The organism is Rhizorhabdus sp. P4_G5 (assembly GCF_056401065.1).
Genome location: NZ_JBFUKB010000005.1, coordinates 276,042 through 298,436, shown reverse-complemented (window position 1 = coordinate 298,436; position 22,395 = coordinate 276,042). Strand labels below are relative to the sequence as shown.

Here is a 22,395-nt window from a genome sequence, read left to right as displayed (position 1 = left end):
ACATCGAGCTTAACAGCGGCAAACCACCTCGCCTCGTCCAATTGGATAGAGCTCCGGACGCCAGCGCTCGGCCGCGTGACGTCCATCAAGACGATGCGACTGGAACAGGTAATAGAACATCCCCGTGACAACGTACCTCGAGCCAGGACGAAAAAGGGCAGGCCATGATCAGCAGCGACGATATCCGCAATCTCATCACCGGATATATCAAGGCCTTCAATGCCAGGGACTTCGATCGCGTCATGGCGCTCTATGCCGACGATGCGACACTCGAAGATCCGGTCGGAACAGCGATCATGCGCAGCAAGGATGAGATCCGTGCCTTCTACGAGCGGTTCCGGCACGAGCCCTCATTCCTGCAACTGACGGGAGATTTCCGCTTTCCCGAGAACGCCGCTGCCTTTTCGTTCTACTGCTACATGGGGCTGGCGAGTGATCCGATGATTATCGAGGTGACGGACACGTTCCGTTTCGATGAGTATGGCCGGATCAAGGAAATGCGCGCCTTCTGGGGGACGACAAACATCCACGGCATTTCCAGCCGGGCACCGCGATCAGGCCTGCAGCATCCTCTTGCCGGACAAGTCATCCTTGTTGTTGGCGCGGGCATCGTGGCGCGGGATATCGCCGGCGCGCTTTCGGATTCGGGGGCAACGGTCGTGGCGGCGGCCAAGGCTGGCGATGCAGACGCGATCGCGAGGTCTGTCGTCGAGGCCGGGGGCAGAGCGCTCGCGCTTCCGCTCGACCAGACCGACAGTGGCCAAACGGGAAGCGCCGCTATCAAAGCGGCAGAAATCGGCGGCAGGCTTGATGCCTGCGTCAACGTCTATCTGCCGCATGATGCCGAAGCCTCGTTGTCATGCCGCAAGGGCCAGGCCGAGGTGCTGGCCGAGCATGGTTCTTCGGGAAGGATGATCAGCGTCGTCGCATCCCCTCCGGAAGCTGGCATGGTGCGGCTACCGGCCACGATCCTGCATCATTGGGTAATCGCACCCGATCACATCGCCCCGCAGACCTTGGCCCGCACCGTCTCCTGGCTCTGCCTGCCGCAGTCCGGCGCGATCTCCGGGGCGATCGTCGACCTGTTCTGACGAGCGCCAAGCCTGATCTAGCGCTTTGCCAACGGCAGCAGGATCCGCCGGAGCTCCGTCACGAGCTTGTCCGGGCTGTCCAGCCCCGGGAAATGACCGACCCCGCCAATCGTGTAGTCCGCAACGTCGAAGGATCGCTCCACCCAACTGCGTGGCGCGGGGGGGAACAGGTCTTCAGGCGGCATCATGAAGGCTGCCGGCACCTTTGCCTTTCCGCTGCGAGGCTGCATGCTGGAGTCGAGGAACATATACAGCCATGTCGGTGCCAACGGCTCCCCGATCCAGTAGAGCATCACGTTGGCGAGCAGCACGTCCATCGAAAACGGCGGATCCTGCTTCAGCCCCGGCACGGTCCATCCTTGAAACTTCTCGATGATCCATGCGGCAAGACCGATCGGGGAATCCGTCTGCGCATAGGCCAGCGTCTGGGGCTTGGTGCCCTGAATGGCTTGGTATGCCGTCTCTCCCTGCATTGCGGCCTGCAGGCGCCCGATGAACTGCTCCTCCTCCTCCGTCAGCGCAGGTCCGGCAGAAATATCGGGCGCCGCGCCAGGCGTGGTGATCATGATGCCAGCAAGCCGCTCCGGACAATCGAACGCCATTCCCGCCGTGACGAGACTACCCCAGTCGCTGCCATAGGCAACGTAGCGCTCGACGCCGAAGCCCTCGACCATCAGCGCCGACCAGAGCTGCGAGATCTGCATGGGAGCCAGCGGTTTGGACGGAGGCGGGGAAAAGCCATAGCCCGGCAGGCTCGGCACGATGACTGTGAAGGCATCCTCTTCCCGGCCGCCGTGGCGTTCCGGATGGGCGAGGCGGTCAATCAGGTCGAGGAACTCGATGAAGCTTCCGGGCCAGCCATGAGTCATGATCAGCGGCAGCGAATTCCTGCCCGAGCCCTGTTCGACAACGACATGGATGCGCTCGCCACGAACGTCGACCATGCGATGCTCGAAGGCATTGATCCGGTCTACCCAGACACTCCAGTCGAACGAGTCCAGCCAGTGGTCACGCAGCCGACGCATGTAGGACAGCGGCGTGCCGGTCTGCCAGTCCTCACCAGCCTGCACTGACGGAAAGCGTGCTGCCCGCACCCTCGCAAGGACATCGTCGACCATCGACTGATCATGTTCAAGCTTGAAGGCAACACCGGGCAATTGCAGCATGCGGGACAATCCTCTTGCGAAATCAGGTCTGCCCGTTTTCTAGCGGCCTTCTCGCTTCCACGGTTCGTCCAAATGGACAGACCTTGGCCTAGGCATCGGTTCAGCGCTCCAGCCGGACATTGAATGCCGCGAGGTAGTCCCCTGTCTTCCGGTCGATATCGGCTTCCGTAACGCCGATGTCGGCTAGCGAATACTGATGGTGCTTCTGCCCAGCGCGTTCCGAGACATCATGCTTCAACCACGCTTCAAGCGCCGTCTCGCGTTCCCTGGAGAAATTTTCCCCAAGTGCCTCGAAAATCCGGCGTACAGTGCCGATGGGATCGTCGCGGAAATCGAGGAACTGGATGTCGACGAACCGCTCCGCCATTCCGGGCCGCTGGCGAAATTCCAGAGCGCTCTGCCAGGTACCGTCATAGTCCCCCGCCACCGCGTTCTCGTGCGGAGGGACGTTGACGAACTTGCTGTGCAGGACGGTCGTCATGTTGGCAATCGACGGATAAATCTTCGCGGTGTCGCGGTGGCAGTGGACGAACCGAGCGTCCGGGAAAGTATCCAGGATCTCGTCGAGAAATCGGACGTGGATGGGAGTCTTGAGCACCCAGCCACGATTGCGGGTCCTGAACTGCATGTACTTCAGGTAGTCGCGATACTCCCGGTATATTCCGCGGAAGTCACGACTGAAAACGAACTGCTGGTAATTTGGAATTTCAGCCCACGCCATGAAGGTGACGGAACTGAGCAGGAGATCCCAGAAGAATATGCATTCCTCTGCTCGATCCGGTCCCATGGGATGGACGCCAAGCCAGTCCTCGTCGAGCATGCCGAGGGAGGAGAGTCGGTCGCGGCAATACTCCACGCGCAGTTGTCGGGCCATGTCTCCCTCAATTCGCGGAGAGGGACCCCACAACTCATGAAGTCTGGGCGCCCTGCGCTCGGGATCGGCGCCCATGAGATTGTGGAGGAAGGTCGTGCCCGAGCGCGGCAGGCCAAGAATGAAGATCGGTTCTGATACAACTTCGTCACGCCAGCCCGGATTGCGTTTCCTGTCCGCGACATATTTGAGGCGTGATGTAAGGACCTCCATCAGTGCGCGGTAGAAACGATGCTCGCCCGTGACATGCATGCCAGCGTGCATGTGAAGATCGTCGACAAGGATCTGGAGGCCTTCGAAGGGCGTGCCGGTATGGTCCAGCGTCCAGTCCGAAAGATTGGTCTCCAGCTCCGCCGCGCGGATAAGGTCCTGTGATGTCGGGAAGGTCATGACTCGTCCTTGCAAATCAGATAATGTCAAAGCCCGTAGAGGCGACGAATTCCGGCGCCGCGTGCGGCGATCGTCGCCCGCCGTTGGTCGGGATCGACCGTCGCGGTCTCGGCGGGAAGGTGCTGGCCGAGGTCTGCCAGCTTGACCTTGCGGACCCGCGGCGTCGTCACATTGTCGCAATGGACCCAGCGCCAAGCCGCCACGCCACGGCGGTTCCCTACCGGATCGAGCCAGTTGGCTACACCAGGGTCGGTCAAGCTGAGCACGAAGCGAGCCTTGCCATCCGCGTCGATGGCCGTCTGGTTACCATTTAACGAAGATTGGTTGTTCAGGTAATCGACCGTGTCGTAATAGAGGTTTGCGAGTTGGACTGCCCAGAACCTGCCCTCGTGAGGCACGTCCGCTTCGATCACCAGAGCTTCGTCTTCGGCGATGTCGAAGACCATGAAATGGTAGACAGCATGCTGAATGCCGCCCCGGGCCTGCTCCTTGCCGGTCCAGAACGCGTTGAGGCCGACGTCCGCCACGACATCGCCGTTGCGGCAGATCCATTCGCGGGCCGACGACCGGATGAAGTTCGTGAGGTTCCGCAAGCGGCGAGGAAGATCGCGGTCTTCGATCCGTTTAAGGGGCACCTCACCCGCGTCGAGCATCTCGACCTGCACTGTCGCGGGCTCGTCGCGATTCCAGTCGTAGATCGCGTCCCGGACTACCAGCAGCATATGGTTCTCCGACGGTTCGGTTCGAAAAGAGTTGCCGGCATGTTCATGCGGCGAGACAATCAGCTCGAAGTTACCGTCGGCGTCCATCTCGAGTGTATCGAAATCTACGATGCCGATCTGCCGGTAGGCCGGATCTCCCCAAAATCCGTTCTGCAGATGGATCTCGCTCCAGCGCATGGTTCCGCGCTTCCCGCGGATACGATAGCTGTGCGCACCATCGAGGAAGGTGAACTGATAATGGAAATCGGGACAGCACAGCCCCCAGGTGAAGGTCACGGGATGATGGAAGGCATGGGTTTTGCTGAAGAAAGGATAGTCCTGCCGTGGCGCCACAAATACGTTGAAGCCGGTATGGGCTATCGACATGACGTGGTACATCGCGCGATGGCGTTCCTCCAGCGTATCCGCCCAGCCAGACGCGAACCACTGCTCCTTCACCTCGACCAGCGCGCGCGCGTGATCCTCCCATATCCCGGCGTATTCGTCAGGCTGCCCTATCGGCTTTCCGGTCAACCTCGATCTCCTCGATCCGCGTTCTCCCCGCTGCGGCGCTGCCGCCGGGTGGCTCTTTGGCATGGGAACCTAGCTGATGGGGGTGGACGGCAATGCCCCCATATGGGACGTTGGCACCGCCATGATCGCCGACAGTGAAGACGAACTCATCGCCACGCTCCACGAAGGCTCCTTCGAAGCCGATCCCTGGAAGCGATTCCTCGAACGGCTCCGGCAGGCGGTCCATGCCAACTATGCCGGGATGATCTTCCGCCCGGCGGATCAAGTGCCCGGCGGAGTTATGGAAATCTATTCGGGCATGCCCGCGTCTGATGAAGTGCGGCGCGACTACGCCGAAGGCTTCTACCGGCTTGATCCGATCATGAACAAGGAACTCGTCGACGGCAGGGTCTACGATATTTCGCACCTGCTGGACGAGCAGAACAACGAACACGCTCTGTATCGCCAGAGGATCCTCGAAGCGCGCAACATCCGCTACCTCAAGGTCGTTCGCATTGCCGCATCCGGCGGAGTGACGGGCTGGCTGTTCATCGCGCGCAACGACGCCCCCTTCGACAGTGGCCACGAAGTGCTGCTCGGCCGTTGTGCCTTTCATCTGAAACACGCGCTCGGCAACTATCTCGCTCTGGAAAACGAGCGCGCGCGCGCGCGCGTTGCCGATGGCGTGATGGGGCGCCTCAACATCGGCTGGCTGACACTGGACGTCACCGGAACTGTCGTCGGGCGGTCCGATCAGGCGAACGCGCTGCTCGGCCTTTCCGCGAGCCTAAGAATATCACAGCGCGGCAAGCTCGTGGCAAGCCGACCCGTTACCAACGCCGTGCTCAAAACGGCGATCGCTTCGCTGACCGCGGGCGAGATGAGACGTCCGCAAGCCATTGCTCTGCCGGACGAACCATGGCTCTACTTCGTCCTGGCGCCCTTCGTTCCTTCGAACCTCAGCGTCGACCGAACAGCGGTGATCATTGCCTATCTCCAAGGCGACATCGGTTCGCTGACCGGGAGGCACGAACAGCTGGCGCAACTTTTCGGACTACTGCCCAGCGAAGCGCGGATGGCCTTGTTGATCAGCCAAGGTGCCTCCATCGCCGAAGCAGCTGATGCAATGGCGATCACAATCGAGTCGGCGAGAAGCTACACCAGACGCATCTACGGCAAGATGGGCATTCGCGGTCAAGCCGACCTGGTCAGGACCATTCTTACCAGCGTACTTTCGATCGTCTGAGCCGGCACGGGTCTGTGCCGGGTATCGTCGTTGCCAATAGTCCGGACAGACGTAGCCTCCGACCTCGGCACGGAACGAGAAAATCCGTTTAGCTGGACTGACAATAAAAAGGCCCTCATCATGAGAATCCCGACCCTGGCGCCTGAATATGAAGTCATGTGCGCCGCTATCGCCGAAGCACCCGCAATACCAACGCTGGAACCAGAAGCGGCGCGGGCCATGTGGTCGGCGTTTCTCGTCGGCGAGCGCGAGCAGATCGGCGAGATCCGCGAGCTGCAATATCCCGGCGTCGAAGGGGACCTTGCCGCGCGCCTTTACCGACCTGAAGGCAAACCCGTTGCAGTGGTTCTCTTTATACATGGCGGCGGCTGGGTTCTGGGCGATATCGAAACCCATGACATTGCCATGACGGGGCTCGTCGAACGAAGCGGCTGTGCCGTTCTTTCCATCAACTATCGTCTAGCACCGGAAACGCCGTTTCCCGGCGGGCTAGAAGACTGTTTCGCGGCCCTGCGCTGGCTTGAGGACAATCGCGAGGCGCTCGGCCTTGGTGGCATCCCGCTGATCGTATCTGGCGACAGTGCCGGTGGAAATCTTGCCGCTGCCCTATGCATTCTCACGCGGAACCGGGCCGGACCTGCGATTGACGGGCAACTGCTGCTCTATCCCGTCACCGATGCACGTCGCTCACTACCATCGTACACGGAACGCAAGTCGGGTGGCCTTCTGACCGCTTCCGACATGGAGTGGTTCTGGAACCATTATGTCTCGGGCAGCGCTGCGCTATCCGATCTCGCATCGCCACTTCTGTGCGAGACGCTGGCCGGCCTGCCCCCAGCCATCGTGGTAACCGCCGAGTTCGACCCCCTTCGTGATGAGGGTAAAGGCTATGCTGAGCGGCTCAAGCTTGCAGAAGTACCATGCAGAGTGATCCATTTCGACGACCTACCCCACGGGTTCGTCACATCGTACCAGATCTCTCCCGCCTCCAACGCGGCCCTGACCAGCATCGCCAACGCCCTGCGGGAGCTTGCCACGGTCGGCTGAACGCGATTCGCCCCTGCGCTAAAAAGAAGGCCCGGGTTTGATCCCGGGCCTTTTAATTTTCCAAGTCATCGAGGAAGTTCCGGGGAGAGGGTGCAGGAAGCCCCACTTTGCCCGGATGGTCTGTTCAGACGGTGATTTCGATCCTGGCGAAGCCCGCAATGGTGCCGATGTCAGCGCCCAGTTCGACGCCGCCTTCGACCAGCTTGTAGTTTGGCGCCTTCTCCAGGAGAACCTGGAACATCGTCTTGGCCTCGAGCCGCGCAAGGTGCGAGCCGAGGCAGCGATGCGGGCCGACCCCGAACGAAAGGTGCCGGATATTCTCGCGCCGGAAATCGATCTCGTGGGGGTTCTCATACTCGTCCGGATCGCGGTTCGCCGCTGCATAGGACATGAACACCCATTCCTCGGGCTTGATCGTGTGCCCGGCCACCACTGCCTCGCGCGTGGCTCGCCGCGAGTTGCCTTGCGTCGGCGGAAACACCCGCAGGAACTCCTCGATCGCATTGTCCATGAGGTCTGGGTTGTCGATCAACTCCTGGCGCCGATGCGGGTTCTCGGCCAGGTACACTGCGCTCATCCCGAACAACGCCTGCGTCGTGTCAAGGCCCCCGCCCAGCATGATCAGGATCACCCCGTCGATCTCGTCGAGCCGCAGCTTGCGCCCCGCCATGTCGACATTGTGCAGATATTCGATCACCGAGCCGGGCACCGGATCGTCCTTCAGCCGGCGGATTTCCGCCTGCATCCGCGCGATCATAACGCCCATGTCCTTCAGCCGCTCCTCGATCGGAAGGCCACTGTAGATCAGCTTATGCAGCGGCGGGGCGTAGTGCTCCCAGTCCTCGGGCGGCAGGCCTGCAAGCTTGAGCGTCATAATCCCGGTCAGCGGCAGCGCATAGTCCCACTTCAGGTCCCCGCCGCCGCGCGCCACGATCTTGTCCATCAGGCCTTCCGCCACCTCGCGCACGTAGGCGGCGTGCGCCTTGATCCGGGTGGGTGCAAACAGCGGGTTAAGAATCGCACGGTAATCGTACAGCTCGGGCGGATCGACGTTAATCGGGATCATCTTCGTCGGCTCGAGATCCGGGATCACGTCGGTCGGATCGTTCGAGAACCCGATCGCATCCTTCGCGATCGTCAGGCAGTCGCTCGCCTTTGTCGCAATGTAAAACCCACCATGCTTCGGGCTGTGCGAAAATGGACGCGTCTCCTGCATCCGCATCAGGATATCGATCGAGTTCGAGCGATACTCCGCGCTGTGATGGTCGAAATCGCGTACCAGCTCGTCCAGGCGGTCCGCAGCTATCCTGTTCGTCAGCTCAAACACTCTCAAAATCTCCAGACACGCATCAGCTTCCTTCCTTCATAGCAATTCACCCGAGCGCAGTGGTCGTCCGAGCGGACGAGATGGCGTCGATACTCGCCATCGGCACCGTTATCGCAACCGTTCCGGCGACCCGTCCTGCTCCAGGCATCTCGCGATTCCTTCCTGCCCGCGCTTTTGAAATCTGCGGATTCCTTGTCTGGGCGGGTGCGCGTCCGGAAATTCGCCCAGAAGGATTAGCAACGGCTACCTGCGATTGTTGGTCGCGAGGCGTCACCATCGTCGGGAGAAGATTCGTGAATTTCCAGGACAAGATCGGCGTCATCACAGGTGGGGCAGCGGGAATTGGGCGCGCGGTGGCGAAAGGATTTGCCGCAGGCGGGGGTCATGCCGTCGTCGTCGATCTCTCGTCGTGCTTTTCCTGGCCTCGGGCCTCGCCAGCTATATCACCGGCGAGGTCATCGTCGCGGACGGCGGCAGGACGCTTTGAAGCCAGCGCCCTGCCCCGCCGAATCGCGTCGGATCAATCCTTGGCCCAAGACCGCGCGCTTTCGCCGGTCACAGCCATATGACCGCGAATCCGGATGCCATCGGCAGCGTTGATGACTTCCCCGGTGGTCGTGGCAGCATTGTTCCTTGATGCCAGCGCGACGAACAGGCCCGCATAGTCGGCCGGATCGTCACACGGCAGCGGGAAGACCTTGGCGAGCCCCGCCTTCACGGCGGCATCCTCCGGTGAGAAGACGAAATCCTGCATACCAAGCGCTGCACTCCCGCGCAGATCGGTCCTCATCGGTCCGGGGCAGATCGCGTTGACGCGAACCGCCGGGGCAAGCTGGTAGGCGAGTTCGCGCACGACCCCCGTGACCGCATGCTTTGACGTGGTATAGAAGATTCCGCCGCCGCCGGGGATATGGCTCGCCGATGATGCGGTGAAGACCATGCAGCCGCGGGTCTTGAGCAATTCTGGCGCCGCCGCATAAGCGGCAAGAATGTAGCCCTTGACGTTCACGCCCATCACTTCATCGAATGCGGCATCCAGCCGATCTTCGGGAAGGTCGATCATCATTGCCGGCATATCCATGATGCCCGCATTGCCGACCAGGATGTCGAGCTTTCCGAAACGCTCGAGGGCGAGCGCGACCGCCTTCTTGTTATCGGCCAGCGAGCGGACGTCGCCGGTTACAACGGCGATGCTTTCACCAAAATCCTTAACGAGCGCGTCTGATTTCTCCTGCGAGTATTCGAGGACGACGATCCTTGCACCTTCAGCTATGAACCGCTCCACCAGAGCCCGGCCCAAACCGGAGCCACCACCCGTGATCAGGGCCACATCTCCCGCCAGCCAACCGGACTGCGCCATTCCTGCTCTCCCAAGGCTCGAATGGCTTCCTGCATAAACTTCAGCAGCTACTACACAATAGTCTGGAAGGACGTTACCGACCGAAGAGCCGACCAGTACTCTCCGTCCAGAGAGCGGGCTCGCAGATACTCGCAGACAACGGCGTGCAGCCGGAGCTTGCGCTGCCAGTCGCTGGTACATGCAATGGAGCAGGATCGATGCCACACGCCGAAGTCCATTCTTCGCCTGGTGTGCCGAACGCCGGCGAAGACGAATGCAGCTTCGTCGAACTGGAAACGGCGGTCGCCTATGACGATCTCATCTCGTCCATCTATCGCGAAGCGTCTGAGGCGTCGCCTTGGGTCAGGGCTCTTGAAAAGCTGAGGCAACTGCTCAACGCAAACGTCGCCTGCCTGCGCATTGCCTTGCGCGACAGCAGCTCACCACAGCAACTCTATGCGGCCGGACCGCTGGCCTCGCCCCAGGCATTACATGACTGGGAGCATCACCATTCGCGCGATCTGCTGCCGTTCGATCTCAAGATCGGTGAGGTGGGGATATTGGACTGGCGTGAGATGCCGAGCTCACAGTCGATAGACACCCTGCTGAACGACTATGACGTTGCCCACATGATGGTTACCTGCGTCGACACGCAGGATGGCGCGCAGGTCACGCTCAATTGCGGCAGAGGCCGGGGCGATGAGCCGTTCAGCCGGATGGAAAGCCAGCTCCTTCGCGACATCGGGGTCCACTTCCGCACGGCAATGCGCATTCGGCGCGAATTGACCCATGCACGCATCGTCGGCGAATTCCAGACCGATGCGCTGGACAGCCTCGGCATTGCAGCCGTCCTCGTGACCGCATCACGGCACACCTACCTGCTCAACCGAACGGCTGAGTTCGCTATCGAGCAGAAGATCGGCCTGCGCTTCTGGGCCATGGGCCTTCATGCAATTGACGAGAGCGACGATCCCGCTTTCCAGAAGGTTTTGAGAGAGGCTGTGCAGCCGAACGCGCCGTTCGAAAGTAAAGCGCTGCGGTTGCGCCGCGGAGATGAGGGCGGGCGCCTCAACGTGATCGTGCGGCGGCGAACACATCCGTCGTTCCTGACCGGCGATCCCGAATATTCGGTGCTTGTCTTTGCCCGCATCAACGAATCGGTTTGCCGCGACGACATCAAAATGCTGCAGCAACTGTTCAGCTTCACCCACACCGAGGCGCAACTCGCGGTCGGACTGGCGAAGGGCATGTGCCTCAAGGATATCGAGGCCGAGCTCAAGATACTGCACAACACGGCCCGCGCGCACCTGCGCTCCATGTTCCTGAAGGCCGACGTGAGCCGTCAATCGCAACTGGTTTCGCTTATCACCAGCAGCCTGGTCCCCCTTGGAAGGGACATGCGCAACAAGCTGCAATGATCAGGCGGTCTGCACACATGATCGGACGATGCAGGGCCTGAGCGGGCGCCTTTCGGGCTGGCGAACTAGAGTGATTTAAAGTCAACGGAATCACCTGACGACGCCGAAATGACGGCAAAGAAGGCAAACTGGACTTGATCCGCTCAATCTGAAGGGGATCGAGTCTGGCCTCCTGACCCGACATGTCGGCGGCGTGCCCTAAACACTGCTCCGCCAACGCCGGAGGCACTCATCAGCCAGGAACCGGCCAGCTCAGTGGCAGCTTGCGGATGGAATTGACCATGCCCCGCTCAATCACCGGAAGCTCGCCGTCGGCAATGCCGAAATCGGGGATGCGCTGCAACCATTCCTCGATGAAGATGCGGATTTCCAGCCGGGCAAGCATGGCGCCGATGCAGCGGTGCTTCCCCTGCCCGAAGGCGGCATGGCGCACATCCTGACGGTGGAAATCGACGCTGTCGGCATTGGGGAAGCGGCGATCGTCCTGGCCATGGAACATCGACTGCATAAGGACGCGGTCATCCTTCTTGAAGTGGATACCCTTGTAGACGGTGTCCTGCGTGATCACGCGAGCCGTGGCCGTGGCCCCATGATATCGCATGAGCTCGTCGATCGCCTTTGGAATCAGCTTGCTGTCCTCCCGCAATTGCCGGCGATGCTCGGGGCTGACCGCCAGGAAGCGCGCTATCACGCCCATCGTCGCCATCACCGTGTCGAGGCCGCCGAGCAGCACATTGAGGATCATGCTGTGGCGCTCTTCGCGCGTCATGTCCCGGCCGAAAACCTGCGCACGCATGATGATCGAGATGACGTCGTCACCATCACTATGTTCCCGCTCCATCATCAGTCGGTCGATATAGCCCGACATCTGGCCATATCCCCAGACGCGATCTTCTTGCTTTAGCGGATGCACCGCGGCATCGGCCCAGGCCATCAGGTCCTGCTTGTCCGTCAGGGGAAGGGCAGCGAGCTTGAGAAAGATCACGATCGGCAGAACCGCCGAAAACTCGCCGACGAACTCGCAGTGCCCGCGATCCTTGAACGATTCGATCAGTTCGATCGCAAGTGCGCGCACCTCCTGCTCCAGCTTCAGGATTCGGTCGGGCATGAACACGGGCTGCAGGATCCCGCGATAGGCGATGTGTTCCGGTCCATCGGCTTCTAGCGGGATGTTGTGTTGCGGGCTTGCTCCTGCGGGCAGGATGACATCGCGCATCGAGAACAGGTCGCCGTTGCGCTGGCCCAGATCGATATCCTCGGCCCTGGTGAAGACCCAGAAGCCACCGAGGCGGGGGCTCCAGAAGATTTCCGGTGCCTCGGCATGTATCTTCCGTGCGAGATCGACCTGATAGGCCGTCGCTATTTCACGCGGTGCTTCATACAGGTCATAGTCATAGACCAGTTCCGCGGGAACATTGTCTGGTCTTTGTGCCGTGGCGATACTCGTGGCCATGTCTTTCAGCTCCCATCCCGATTTGCACTTGGGGCGTGGATCGCGATGCCGCGTGGACTTGTCAGCTCAGCTCTTGCGACATGTGGGCTATCCATCACGTAGGACTATCCATTGCGCCTGACCGCAAAGCTAATGGGCATTGCGCGTTTTGCGAATAGTCCAAACGGGTGTGGATAGCGCGATTGCTTGCAGCCAATGCCTGAAGTGCCTTGGCTGGGGTATTCCGGAGATGATGCCGGCCTCGAGCAATCGGGCATCTCGTTTTCTCAAGCATGATCGCACGCTGGAATGAACCGGGAAGAGATCCTCGCAATAGGCGATCCACGAGGCCTTGATGGACGCAGCCGTGCGAGTTTGCGATCACACGTTCGGCATCATCCGGACGAGGTCGCCCAAGGTGCTTGCGCGATCGTGCAGACGCCCGTCACGAAAAGCAGAGAGAAAGTGAAAGCCAATGCCGAGTGAAGCACGCAAGACCATCGCCGTTCTCGGCGGCACCGGCAATGAGGGCGGCGGGCTTGCGCTGCGCTGGGCCAAGGCCGGCTTCCCCGTTATCATCGGCAGCCGCGACATTGCGAAGGCCGAGCAGGCAGCTGCGGCGATCCGGGAGAAAACCAGTGGCAGTGCGTCCGGCGCAAGCATGCTGGACGCGGCCGAGGCTGCGGACATCGTGGTGCTGAGCGTGCCTTATGCCGGGCAGCAGGCGACGGCGCAGGCGGTTGCCGAGGCACTGGAAGGTAAGATACTGGTCGATGTCACCGTACCGCTGATGCCACCCAAAGTGGGCCGGGTGCAGTTGCCCGAAGGCGGCAGTGCGGTAGCGGCGCTCCAGACCTTGCTGGGCCCGGGCGTGCGGGTGGTCTCGGCCTTCCAGAACATCTCGGCGCATCACCTGGCGCATCTCGATCACGACGTCGAATGTGATGTCCTCGTCTGCTCCGACGATCGCGATGCCGCCGATGAAGTGGTCGATCTTGCGCGGGCCATCGGCCTTGGCGCCTGGGATGCCGGCCCGCTGGCCAATTCAGCGGCAAGCGAAGCGCTGACAAGCATCCTCATCACGCTCAACCGCCGCTACAAGCTCGATGGTTCCGGCATCCGGATCACCGGCATCTCTGCCTGAGCACGGCATCATCCCTGAGGAGAATTCCTGAAATGAGCAAGCCACGCTTCGGATTTGCCTTCGACATGCGCAACCCTGCCAACTGGCAGAAGCCCTGGCACCAGCATTATGCCGAGCATCTCGATTTCGTCGCGTGGACCGAAACGATCGGCTTTCAGGGCGTCTGGTTTGCAGAGCACCATGGGTCGCTAGACGGCTACCTGCCCTCGCCCCTTGTCATGGCCTCGGCGGTCGCGGCGCGTACAAAGACGATGCGAATCGGCACGTGCATTGCACTCGCGCCCTTCTACCACCCGGTTCGCCTGGCCGAAGATGCTGCCGTCATCGATATCATTTCGGGGGGGCGCTTCGATCTCGCGCTGGCGATCGGCTATGTCCCCGGGGAGGCCGAGCGCTATGGCAACGATTTCAAGAAGCGCGCGCGGCGCACCGACGAGACACTACAGATCATCCGCAGGCTTTGGCGGGGGGAGACGTTCGATTTTAACGGCGAGTTTTTCGAATTGAAGAACGCTCGCATCAATCCGCTTCCGGTCAACCCCGACATGCCGCTATGGGTTGGCGGGAACAGTGCGCCGGCCTACCGCCGCGTCGCGAAATATGCGGACGGCTTCCTGGGGCCCGTCGAGGCCTTTGCCGAATATGCCGCCGCCGTGGCGGGGTTGGGGGATCCGGCGAAGCGCGCGCGCATCTGTTCGATCGGCAGCAACGACATGTGGCACCTCGTTTCCGAAGAGCCTGAGCAGACTGTGGAGGACGTGATCGACCACATCGTCTACCAGACCAACAGCTATGCGGAATGGATGGAGGATTCCGCAACATCCGCCTTCAAGCGAGTCACGCGCGAGGAACTGCTTCCGGCTGCGAGAAACTGGGTAATGACCCCGGAGGAATCGATTGCTCACCTCAAGGCCAAAGTGGCGATCGCGCCGATTGAAAGCCATGCGATGATGGTGCCGGCGGGATACCCGCTGAGCAAGCTTGCCCAGCATGCGCAGCTCTTTGCAGATAAGGTTCTTCCGGCCTTCTCTTAAGTAAAATCTGTTTAAAACCAGATATTTAAACCCTCAAAAGGGTGCATAGTCCCATAGGACGATGTGGTTGAGTGCGTCTCTTTCCAGAAGCATTGCTCACGTCTTGCGGTTAGGGTTTGGAGCACATTTCGATGGAATTCGGCTGGAGCGAAAACCAGACGGCATATAGACAGCGTGTCAAGGACGTGCTTGCCGAGAATCTGCCGGATGACTGGGAGGAAAGGGCCATCCATGGCCCCGGATCGACGCCTGTCACCAAGTTCTCGTTCGAATTCTGTAAAATTCTCGCGGCCCAGAACCTGCTCATCCCACATTGGCCGGTCGAGTACGGCGGCTCCGCCACCCAGCCCTGGAACCACTTCATCCTTGGCGAAGAATCCTGGCAGGTCGGCGAGCCTCGTGGCCCGCAATACATGAACGTCAACTGGATCGGCCCGGTCCTGATGCGCTACGCCACGCCGGAGCAGCAGATTCGCTACCTGCCGCCGATTACCGAAGGCAACGTGATCTGGTGCCAGGGCTTTTCCGAGCCTTCGGCGGGCTCAGACCTCGCTTCGCTCAGGACCAAGGCCGAAAAGGTCGATGGCGGCTATGTTGTCAATGGCGCCAAGGTATGGACATCGTTCGCGACCCATGCCGACCAGTGCTTCCTGCTGGCGCGGAGCGGGACGGGCAAGGATGGGATCATGATCCTGCTGGTCGACATGAAATCTTCCGGCATTCAGGTGAAGCAGATCCCTGCCCTCATCGGCGAAGGCGATATCCACGAATTTTTCTTGACCGACGTCTTCGTGCCCGAGGAAAACCGCCTCGGGGCCGAAGGTCAGGCTTGGGAAATCATCAGCTACGCCCTGCAGAACGAGCGCATCGGCATCGCGCGCTACGCTTTTGCGCGGAGGGTGCTTGACAGCGTCATCGCCGAACTCAAGACGGACGGTCGCTTCGACGATCCAGTTGTTCAGGACCGTGCGGGCCGCGTGCTGGCAAAGGTGGAGGCCGCGCGCATGATGGTCTACCGCGTCGTGGACGAGCGGGCGAAAGAGCAGCCACCGAGCCCGTACGGCAGCCTCGCCCGTTATATCCTCGTAGAGGCCGACCATGCGGTTGCGGACTTCGTGCTCGAATTCATGCCATCCGGCATGTTGGGCGGCGATCCCCTGCAACAGGCGCATCACCAGCGCGCACTCTATTCCGGCATCGGGGCTGGTGCTGCGGAAATCCAGTTGAACCTTGCCGCCCGCCGCTACCTTGGCCTTCCGAGTGAGACTACCCGTGGATTTTGAACCGAACGAGAACCAGACCGCCATCCTCGATGGGCTGGAGCAACTGATCTCGAACCAGCAGATCGAGCCGCCGAAGGACGGCGTCGTGCTGGCATTCTCGACCAAACTCGACACGGAACTGCAAGCCTCGGGCTTTCTGGACATCGCGCGCGAGGAGGAGTTCACGCTGCTCGATGCCGCGCTCGTCGTGGAACGGCTTGCCCGCCTGCCAGTGAGTGCGGAGGTTGCTTTTTCCGCTCTTGTCGCCCAGCTTTTCCCGGCGGATGAGGTCACCCGTCCTTTCGCGATGGCGTCCGGAAACCCGCTCGCGCCGGCGCGGTTCCTGACGGTAGCCCGCACGCTGCTGGTTGATCAGGGTGACGAACTGTTGCTGATCGACGTCGACCCTTCGCGCGTGGAGCCCATCGAGAGTTTATTTGCATATCCCTATGGCAAGCTCGCCTCGCTTGACGGGCTGACCGTGCGCAAGATGGGTGCCGATCTTGCTGCGGCCGTTCGACGCCGCTGGCGGCTGGCGCTCGCCGTCGAAGGCTCGGGCCTGATGCAATCGGCGATCGACACCGTCATCGAACATGTGACCAACCGCTATCAGTTCAATCGCCCGCTGGGTTCGTTTCAGGCGATCCAGCATCGACTGGCCATGGCAGCGGGAAGGCAGCAATCAGCCCGCTGGCTCGCGCTGCGCGCGGCGTGGTCGGATAGCGAGGCCGACTGCGCGCTTGCCGCAAGCTATGTGCAGGATGCGATCCCGACGATGGTCTATGACCTTCACCAGTTCTGCGGCGCGATGGGTCTGACCCTTGAATTTCCACTACATTTCTGGACCTATCGATTGAAGGCGATGCTCGGTGAGCTCGGTGGCGCTTCGGTGCAGGCGCGCGCGGCCGCCCTTGCGACCTGGCAAGACGCGGCCTGAAGGTTGAGATGACAGTGCCCATGCCCAGCGACGAGCTCGCAGGTTTTCGTGCCGAAGCGCGATCCTGGCTGGAAGCGAATATTCCCGCGCATTCCGCCCCGCTTGACGGTCCTGAATCACGCCTGTTCGTGCTCGATTGGCAACGCCGCATGTACGAGGGTGGCTGGGCCGGCCTTACCTGGCCGAGTGCGTATGGCGGGCGCAGTCTTTCAGTCGCGCAGCAGATCGTGTGGTTCGAGGAATATGCACGCAGCGGTGCGCCGAGCACGCACAACGCGTCTTTCGTGGGCGTGAACCATGCAGGGCCCACGATCATTGCCTGCGGAACCGAAGAGCAGAAGGCATTTCATCTCCCCAAGATCCTGTCGGGCGAAGTGATCTGGTGCCAGGGCTTCTCCGAACCCGGTTCGGGCTCCGATCTTGCGAGCCTTCGCACGCGGGGGAGGATAGAGGGCGATGAAATCGTCATCGAGGGGCAGAAGATCTGGAGCAGCTACGCCGACATCGGCGACTATCAGGAACTGCTGATCCGCACGGATCCCGGATCGGTCCGCCACAAAGGCCTGACCTGGCTGATCTGCCCAATGGATCTGCCTGGGATAACGGTCCGCCCGATCAAGACAATGGCTGGTCCCTCGAAGTTTTGCGAAGTCTTCTACGATCAGGTCCGCGTGCCAATCGGCGAATCAGTCGTCGGTGGGATCGGCGAAGGTTGGCGAACCGCTATGGCAACGCTCAGCTTCGAGCGCGGGACGGCATCGCTGGCGCTCCAGATCGGCCTTGTCGAAAAGATCGAGAAGCTGGCCGCCGACTGCACCGATCCGTTCATCGCGCCCCGCCTTGCCGACCTGCGTGCAGATGCAGCAGCGCTCAAGGCGATGTCCTATGCGTTTGCTCTGTCCAGCGAGAACGGCACGCCCGGGGCCGAAGGCTCGTTGATCAGGCTCTATTTCGCCGAACTTTCCAAACGTGCTTCGGATCTGGCGATCGATCTCTATGGCATCGGTGCTGCCGAACTGGCCGGCGACCATGGCTGGGCCTACGAATATCTCGACGCATATTCCGAAACCATTGCGGGCGGCACGGCAGAAATCCAGCGCAATATCATCGGTGAACGCGTGCTCGGATTGCCGCGAGGGAAAGCATGACGATCTTCCGCGATATTTCCGAGACCCGCGAACTGGTGGATTCCTTCACCCGTCCCGTTGAATCGCTATTTCCCGTCGCGCGTCTTCGCGACGATCCGGGCGGCGAAACTGTGCGGTGGTCGCACGTCGCCGAGCTTGGATGGCTCGCCATCGGCCTTCCGGAAGAGACCGGAGGCGTCGGCCTCAGCTTGCTGGAGGAAGTGCTGGCCGCGCAGACCTTCGGACGGCATCTACTTTCGACCTCCTACCCCGCCACGGTGCTCGCGGCGGATGCCTTGCTCCGGGTCGGCCGCCCAGAGTTGGCGGGGGAACTCGTTGCGGGGACCAGGCGCGCTGCTCTCGCCTGTCGATCGAAAGGCGGAGAGGATATCATCGCGTTCGACGCCGATGGTTGTGACCTGCTCGTAGTGATCAATGCCGACGGCATCGAACTGTTCGGGATGGGCACCGTGCACCCGCACGACGAGGCGCACTGGGCGTGCAGGGTCGAGGTGGCGGACGACGCCGAGCCCGCCCATTCGGTCGTGGATGAGACATTGGCCGCGAAGGCGCAGTTGCTCATCGCCGGGCTGCTTGCCGGGATCGCCAGCGAATGCTGTGATCGCGCAGTCGAATACGCCAAGGTGCGCGAGCAGTTCGGGCAGCCGATCGGCGCATTCCAGGCGGTCAAGCACCACTGTGCGAACATGGCTATTTCGGCCCATGCCGCACGCGAACTCGTCAATTTCGCCGCTCTGTCGCTGGTCGAAAAGGTGCCAGGTTCCACACATCTGCCTGCCGCTGCCCTCAACCTCTCGCTGCGCGCCGCGCGCGAGAATGCCGGACTCAACATCCAAGTCCATGGCGGCATGGGCTTCAGCGACGAGTGCGACGCACATCTCTTCCTGAAAACCGCTCGCATACTCGATGCGGCTGTCGGTGGTCTGGACCGGGCACGGCAGAGCCTGATGATGCGTGCGTAGATAGCGCACAACCCTCACCTGCCGCGAAAATAGCACTTCGACCCGCGAATGGTCGAAGGAACGAGAATGGAGAAACTGATGGGCAAGCCAACTGTTGCAGTCATCGGCACCAACATCGGATGCACGCTGCATATCCGCGCCTTGCGTGCATCAGGCTTCGATGTGACCATGCTGGTCGGGCAGGACGCAGAGAAGACGGCGACCCGCGCCGCACATTTTGGCATCTCCAAAGCCCTTACGTCGTTCGACGCAGTTGTTGATAGCGACGTGGATGCCATAGTGATTGCCACGCCGCCGCAAACTCACTTCCCGTTCGCCATGAAGGCGATTGCAGCTGGCAAGCACATCATCTGCGAAAAGGCGATGACGCTGGACGTTGGTGAGGCACGCGAGATGCGCGATGCCGCCAACAGTGCCGGTATCGCCAACATGATCAGCCACGAATTCCGCTGGTTCAGCCAGAACGCGCTTGCCCGCAGGCTGGTCAGAAGCGGAGCAATCGGCGACCCGATCCATGTCGTCGCCCAGTTCGACCACACGCTCTGCGCGCCCGAGGAGCTCGATGTGCCGGGCTGGTGGAAGACGCGCGAAGGCGGCGGCGGCTGGCTGCGCAACTGGAATTCGCACGGCATCGACCTGTTGCGCTATATGGTTGGTGAATTCGGCGCCGTCTCGGGTGTGGTACATCCCGGCGCCGATCGCGGCATGTCCTCGGACGACAGCTATGCGTTCGCATTCGTCATGAAGAATGGCGCACAGGGCGCGATGGCCGGCACCTGCCGCGCCTGGGAGCCCTTCTCCACCACGCGGATTACGGGTTCGACGGGTGGTATCTCGCTCGGCTTTACCGCGATTGTCTTAAAGAGCGACGCCAATGGCAGCGGCGGCGTCGACGTGCCGCAGGACCTTCTCGAAGAACTTCGCGGCGGAGGCCCTGCCGTCGCGGCGCCCGAAGAACGCCTGCCAGCACTCGAAGATTCCCTATATGTCCAGACACACAGCAGCGACTATGGCTTTGCGGAAATGGTCGGGCTGACCTCGGCCTTCTCTTCCTGGATTCGCGATCGCGACTACCGCAACCCGGCAATCGCCACATTCGAGGACGGCCTTGCGCACGTGAAGGTCATCGATGCCGTAGAAAGGTCCCGCAAGGAAGGCCGCTGGATCGACCTGGACTGAAGGTGCCACCTGTCACGGTTCCGACCAGGCCCGCGACCCAATCACATCCTCTGCGCGATGCCGCCTTGGTTATTATCGACCTGAGGCGGCATTCACGCGCATTGCGATCCGCAAGGACCGCTTTGCCATGATCCAGCCTGCCGATCCTTTGCCCCGGCCGGAAATCTCGCATTGATGCCGAGAGACTCGATTGCGGAATTGTAAGCCGTTCTGGCCCCTGCCGCCCGCATCGGCGGGAGCGGCCGCTGCGCTTGCAATTGAGGGAGAGCGGCCAGGAGGTTTTCAAGTCAGGTGGAATCATCTGACGACCTGGAAGTCACGGCAGTAAAAGGAAAGCAGACCCGATCCGGTTCAATCTGAACGAGATCGGGTCTAGCGCCCAGAGCCTAGCTCAGTTCCAGTCCCTTCATACCGCCGTCGGCGCGCCAGGCGTGCAGCGTCTGAATCAATGCGTCCACACCGCCGCCGTAACCACCATTACGCTTGAGAACGGGCGATACCTGCCCTTCGTTGTTGAAATAGCTTGGAGTGCATTCCGACCAAACCCGGGTCAGGTTGATGGAAAGCTCCTGATGATGCGCCACCCATGCTGCCTCGGTCTCGGGTGTAACCTCGACGATCCCAGCCCCTCTGTCGCGAGCTTCCTTCACGATGTAGGCGATGTGGTTGGCCTGCTCATCCATCATGTGCGGGAAGTTGGAACCCCAAGCGCTCTGCGTCGTGCTGACGATGAACATGTTGGGGAACTGGTTGACGTGGAAGCCGTGCAGCGTGGTGGCACCTTCCTTCCACTTGTCGTTCAGGTTCAATCCTTCGCGGCCGAACACCGGCATCGAGAAGCCGGCGTAGGGCGTTACGTCAAAGCCTGTCGCGTAGACGATGCAGTCCACCGGATATTCCACCCCGTCGACAACCAGGCCGTTCTCGGTGATGCGCTCGACACCCTGACCCGCCGTGTCGACGAGTTTGACATTGGGGCGGTTGAACGTCGGCAGGTAATCGTCGTGGAAGCAGGGGCGCTTGCAGAGACGATTATACCATGGCTTCAGCTTCTCGGCCGTCGCCTTGTCCTTGACGATCTCGTCAACCCGTTTGCGTACCATTTCCATGATCGCAAAGTCGTTCAGCTGCGACATCTCGAACCATTCCGGCGACCCGACATCGGTCCTCTGGCACATCGTTTCGAACGTAACGCGCGTCCAGGCGTCATTGACCAGGTCCCTGTCCGCGGGAAGACCGGTGGTCACGAGATTGAAGTTGTCCATGCGCTCGCGCTGCCAACCCGGCTTCAGCGAGCGGAACCATTCCGGGTCGGTAGGATGGTCGTTGCGAACGTCGACTGCAGAAGGAGTACGCTGGAAAACATAAAGATTCTTGGCGGACGCCCCCAGATGCGGCACGCACTGGATGGCCGTAGCGCCCGTCCCGATGATCGCAACCGACTTATCCCTGAGCTTCTCGAGCGGTGCACCATGGCTGTCGCCGCCGGTATACTCATAGTCCCAGCGGCTGGTGTGGAACGCATGCCCCTTGAACGTCTCCACGCCAGGTATGCCAGGCAGCTTCGGGTTCTGGTAGTGTCCCGGGCAGATTACCACGAAGCGCGAAGTGATCGTATCGCCACGGTCGGTCTCTATCCGCCAGCGTGAAATCGACGGATCCCAGCGGAACGCATGGATACGCGTCTGGAACAAGGTGCGATCATAGAGACCGAACCGCCGGCCGATCATCTTCGAATACTCGTAGATCTCCGGCCCGCGCGCATACTTCTCCGTCGGCATGTAGCCGGTCGCTTCGAGCAATGGGAGATAGATGTAGCTCTCCACGTCGCATGCCGCGCCGGGATAACGATTCCAGTACCAGGTTCCGCCGAAATCGCCGGCCTTCTCGATCATCAGCAGGTCATCGATCCCCGCTTCACGAAGACGTCCGGCTGCAAGGAGGGCAGCGAAGCCCCCCCCCATGATGAGCACCTCGACATCCTTGGTGACAGGCTCGCGCTCGACACGCGGAGTATAAGGATCGTCCAGCCAGTGCGACGTCGATTCGTGCAGGTGCACATACTGGTTATTGCCGTCGGCGCGCAGGCGCTTGTCGCGCTCGGCATTGTACTTTGCGCGAAGCGCTTCCGCGTCGAACTCTTGACCTCTAAACTTCTGCTTCATCACTTGCTCCGAAATTCGACTTA

At 61.1% G+C, this 22,395-nt stretch carries 18 protein-coding genes; 11 read left to right on the top strand and 7 right to left on the bottom strand.

Annotated features, from left to right (window positions below):
- The first annotated feature begins 164 nt into the window (after window positions 1-164).
- The gene (locus AC1DQK_RS11240; RefSeq protein ID WP_477870443.1) at window positions 165-1,091 is read left to right on the top strand and encodes a nuclear transport factor 2 family protein; all 927 of its coding nucleotides are present in this window, start codon (window positions 165-167) and stop codon (window positions 1,089-1,091) included.
- 17 nt (window positions 1,092-1,108) lie between these two features.
- Here AC1DQK_RS11240 and AC1DQK_RS11235 read toward each other — a convergent pair whose 3' ends face one another.
- The 3 genes from AC1DQK_RS11235 to AC1DQK_RS11225 all read right to left on the bottom strand — a co-directional run bounded on the left by AC1DQK_RS11235 (window position 1,109) and on the right by AC1DQK_RS11225 (window position 4,753).
- Window positions 1,109-2,257, bottom strand: coding sequence for an epoxide hydrolase family protein (locus AC1DQK_RS11235; protein ID WP_477870441.1), 1,149 nt, complete (start codon window positions 2,255-2,257; stop codon window positions 1,109-1,111).
- Window positions 2,258-2,357: 100 nt separating this feature from the next.
- The gene (locus AC1DQK_RS11230) at window positions 2,358-3,251 is read right to left on the bottom strand and encodes a sulfotransferase family protein (RefSeq protein ID WP_477870852.1); all 894 of its coding nucleotides are present in this window, start codon (window positions 3,249-3,251) and stop codon (window positions 2,358-2,360) included.
- 293 nt (window positions 3,252-3,544) lie between these two features.
- Window positions 3,545-4,753: a DUF1214 domain-containing protein gene (locus AC1DQK_RS11225; RefSeq protein WP_477870439.1), complete on the bottom strand. Its 1,209-nt coding sequence runs from the start codon at window positions 4,751-4,753 to the stop codon at window positions 3,545-3,547.
- Between the two features lie 76 nt (window positions 4,754-4,829).
- On the opposite strand from AC1DQK_RS11225, the gene AC1DQK_RS11220 reads away from it, so the two are divergent.
- Window positions 4,830-5,978, top strand: a complete 1,149-nt coding sequence (locus AC1DQK_RS11220) for a helix-turn-helix transcriptional regulator (protein ID WP_477870437.1) — start codon at window positions 4,830-4,832, stop codon at window positions 5,976-5,978.
- Window positions 5,979-6,098: 120 nt separating this feature from the next.
- A complete protein-coding gene (locus AC1DQK_RS11215; RefSeq protein ID WP_477870435.1) occupies window positions 6,099-7,025 on the top strand; it encodes an alpha/beta hydrolase in 927 nt (308 codons plus the stop codon).
- A 124-nt stretch (window positions 7,026-7,149) separates the two neighbouring features.
- On the opposite strand, the gene AC1DQK_RS11210 is transcribed toward AC1DQK_RS11215, so the two are convergent.
- Together AC1DQK_RS11210 and AC1DQK_RS11205 are read right to left on the bottom strand one after the other, a co-directional pair.
- Window positions 7,150-8,352: a cytochrome P450 gene (locus tag AC1DQK_RS11210; RefSeq protein WP_477870433.1), complete on the bottom strand. Its 1,203-nt coding sequence runs from the start codon at window positions 8,350-8,352 to the stop codon at window positions 7,150-7,152.
- A 520-nt stretch (window positions 8,353-8,872) separates the two neighbouring features.
- On the bottom strand, window positions 8,873-9,916 hold the full coding sequence (locus AC1DQK_RS11205) for an SDR family NAD(P)-dependent oxidoreductase (RefSeq protein ID WP_477870431.1): 1,044 nt from the start codon (window positions 9,914-9,916) through the stop codon (window positions 8,873-8,875).
- On the opposite strand from AC1DQK_RS11205, the gene AC1DQK_RS11200 reads away from it, so the two are divergent.
- On the top strand, window positions 9,910-11,109 hold the full coding sequence (locus AC1DQK_RS11200; RefSeq protein ID WP_477870429.1) for a helix-turn-helix transcriptional regulator: 1,200 nt from the start codon (window positions 9,910-9,912) through the stop codon (window positions 11,107-11,109). The genes AC1DQK_RS11205 and AC1DQK_RS11200 overlap by 7 nt on opposite strands.
- Before the next feature lie 232 nt (window positions 11,110-11,341).
- On the opposite strand, the gene AC1DQK_RS11195 is transcribed toward AC1DQK_RS11200, so the two are convergent.
- Window positions 11,342-12,562 (bottom strand): cytochrome P450, encoded by a 1,221-nt coding sequence (locus AC1DQK_RS11195; protein WP_477870427.1) that lies wholly within the window; start codon window positions 12,560-12,562, stop codon window positions 11,342-11,344.
- A 454-nt stretch (window positions 12,563-13,016) separates the two neighbouring features.
- Here AC1DQK_RS11195 and npdG point away from each other — a divergent pair, with 454 nt between their 5' ends.
- The 7 genes from npdG to AC1DQK_RS11160 all read left to right on the top strand — a co-directional run bounded on the left by npdG (window position 13,017) and on the right by AC1DQK_RS11160 (window position 20,207).
- On the top strand, window positions 13,017-13,685 hold the full coding sequence (gene npdG, locus AC1DQK_RS11190) for an NADPH-dependent F420 reductase (protein WP_477870425.1): 669 nt from the start codon (window positions 13,017-13,019) through the stop codon (window positions 13,683-13,685).
- A gap of 32 nt (window positions 13,686-13,717) precedes the next feature.
- On the top strand, window positions 13,718-14,719 hold the full coding sequence (locus AC1DQK_RS11185; RefSeq protein WP_477870423.1) for an LLM class flavin-dependent oxidoreductase: 1,002 nt from the start codon (window positions 13,718-13,720) through the stop codon (window positions 14,717-14,719).
- Window positions 14,720-14,850: 131 nt separating this feature from the next.
- Window positions 14,851-16,002, top strand: coding sequence for an acyl-CoA dehydrogenase family protein (locus AC1DQK_RS11180; protein ID WP_477870421.1), 1,152 nt, complete (start codon window positions 14,851-14,853; stop codon window positions 16,000-16,002).
- Window positions 15,992-16,918, top strand: a complete 927-nt coding sequence (locus tag AC1DQK_RS11175) for an acyl-CoA dehydrogenase family protein (protein ID WP_477870419.1) — start codon at window positions 15,992-15,994, stop codon at window positions 16,916-16,918. The genes AC1DQK_RS11180 and AC1DQK_RS11175 overlap by 11 nt, the downstream gene beginning before the upstream one ends.
- A 20-nt stretch (window positions 16,919-16,938) precedes the next feature.
- On the top strand, window positions 16,939-18,066 hold the full coding sequence (locus AC1DQK_RS11170) for an acyl-CoA dehydrogenase family protein (protein WP_477870417.1): 1,128 nt from the start codon (window positions 16,939-16,941) through the stop codon (window positions 18,064-18,066).
- Complete coding sequence (locus tag AC1DQK_RS11165; RefSeq protein ID WP_477870415.1) at window positions 18,063-19,028, top strand: acyl-CoA dehydrogenase family protein; 966 nt, start codon at window positions 18,063-18,065, stop codon at window positions 19,026-19,028. The genes AC1DQK_RS11170 and AC1DQK_RS11165 overlap by 4 nt, the downstream gene beginning before the upstream one ends.
- Window positions 19,029-19,094: 66 nt before the next feature.
- Window positions 19,095-20,207, top strand: a complete 1,113-nt coding sequence (locus AC1DQK_RS11160) for a Gfo/Idh/MocA family protein (protein WP_477870413.1) — start codon at window positions 19,095-19,097, stop codon at window positions 20,205-20,207.
- 386 nt (window positions 20,208-20,593) lie between these two features.
- Here the strand turns inward: AC1DQK_RS11160 and AC1DQK_RS11155 are convergent, their stop codons facing one another.
- Complete coding sequence (locus AC1DQK_RS11155) at window positions 20,594-22,372, bottom strand: flavin-containing monooxygenase (RefSeq protein ID WP_477870411.1); 1,779 nt, start codon at window positions 22,370-22,372, stop codon at window positions 20,594-20,596.
- Window positions 22,373-22,395 lie beyond the last annotated feature (23 nt).

What these genes read in the sequence shown, in the direction of transcription:
- AC1DQK_RS11240 (WP_477870443.1), top strand. Translation starts at nt 165, where the DNA reads ATGATCAGCAGCGACGATATCCGCAATCTCATCACCGGATATATCAAG.
- AC1DQK_RS11235 (WP_477870441.1), bottom strand. Translation starts at nt 2,257, where the DNA reads ATGCTGCAATTGCCCGGTGTTGCCTTCAAGCTTGAACATGATCAGTCG.
- AC1DQK_RS11220 (WP_477870437.1), top strand. Translation starts at nt 4,830, where the DNA reads ATGGGGGTGGACGGCAATGCCCCCATATGGGACGTTGGCACCGCCATG.
- AC1DQK_RS11215 (WP_477870435.1), top strand. Translation starts at nt 6,099, where the DNA reads ATGAGAATCCCGACCCTGGCGCCTGAATATGAAGTCATGTGCGCCGCT.
- AC1DQK_RS11200 (WP_477870429.1), top strand. Translation starts at nt 9,910, where the DNA reads ATGCCACACGCCGAAGTCCATTCTTCGCCTGGTGTGCCGAACGCCGGC.
- AC1DQK_RS11195 (WP_477870427.1), bottom strand. Translation starts at nt 12,562, where the DNA reads ATGGCCACGAGTATCGCCACGGCACAAAGACCAGACAATGTTCCCGCG.
- npdG (WP_477870425.1), top strand. Translation starts at nt 13,017, where the DNA reads ATGCCGAGTGAAGCACGCAAGACCATCGCCGTTCTCGGCGGCACCGGC.
- AC1DQK_RS11185 (WP_477870423.1), top strand. Translation starts at nt 13,718, where the DNA reads ATGAGCAAGCCACGCTTCGGATTTGCCTTCGACATGCGCAACCCTGCC.
- AC1DQK_RS11180 (WP_477870421.1), top strand. Translation starts at nt 14,851, where the DNA reads ATGGAATTCGGCTGGAGCGAAAACCAGACGGCATATAGACAGCGTGTC.
- AC1DQK_RS11170 (WP_477870417.1), top strand. Translation starts at nt 16,939, where the DNA reads ATGCCCAGCGACGAGCTCGCAGGTTTTCGTGCCGAAGCGCGATCCTGG.
- AC1DQK_RS11165 (WP_477870415.1), top strand. Translation starts at nt 18,063, where the DNA reads ATGACGATCTTCCGCGATATTTCCGAGACCCGCGAACTGGTGGATTCC.
- AC1DQK_RS11160 (WP_477870413.1), top strand. Translation starts at nt 19,095, where the DNA reads ATGGAGAAACTGATGGGCAAGCCAACTGTTGCAGTCATCGGCACCAAC.
- AC1DQK_RS11155 (WP_477870411.1), bottom strand. Translation starts at nt 22,372, where the DNA reads ATGAAGCAGAAGTTTAGAGGTCAAGAGTTCGACGCGGAAGCGCTTCGC.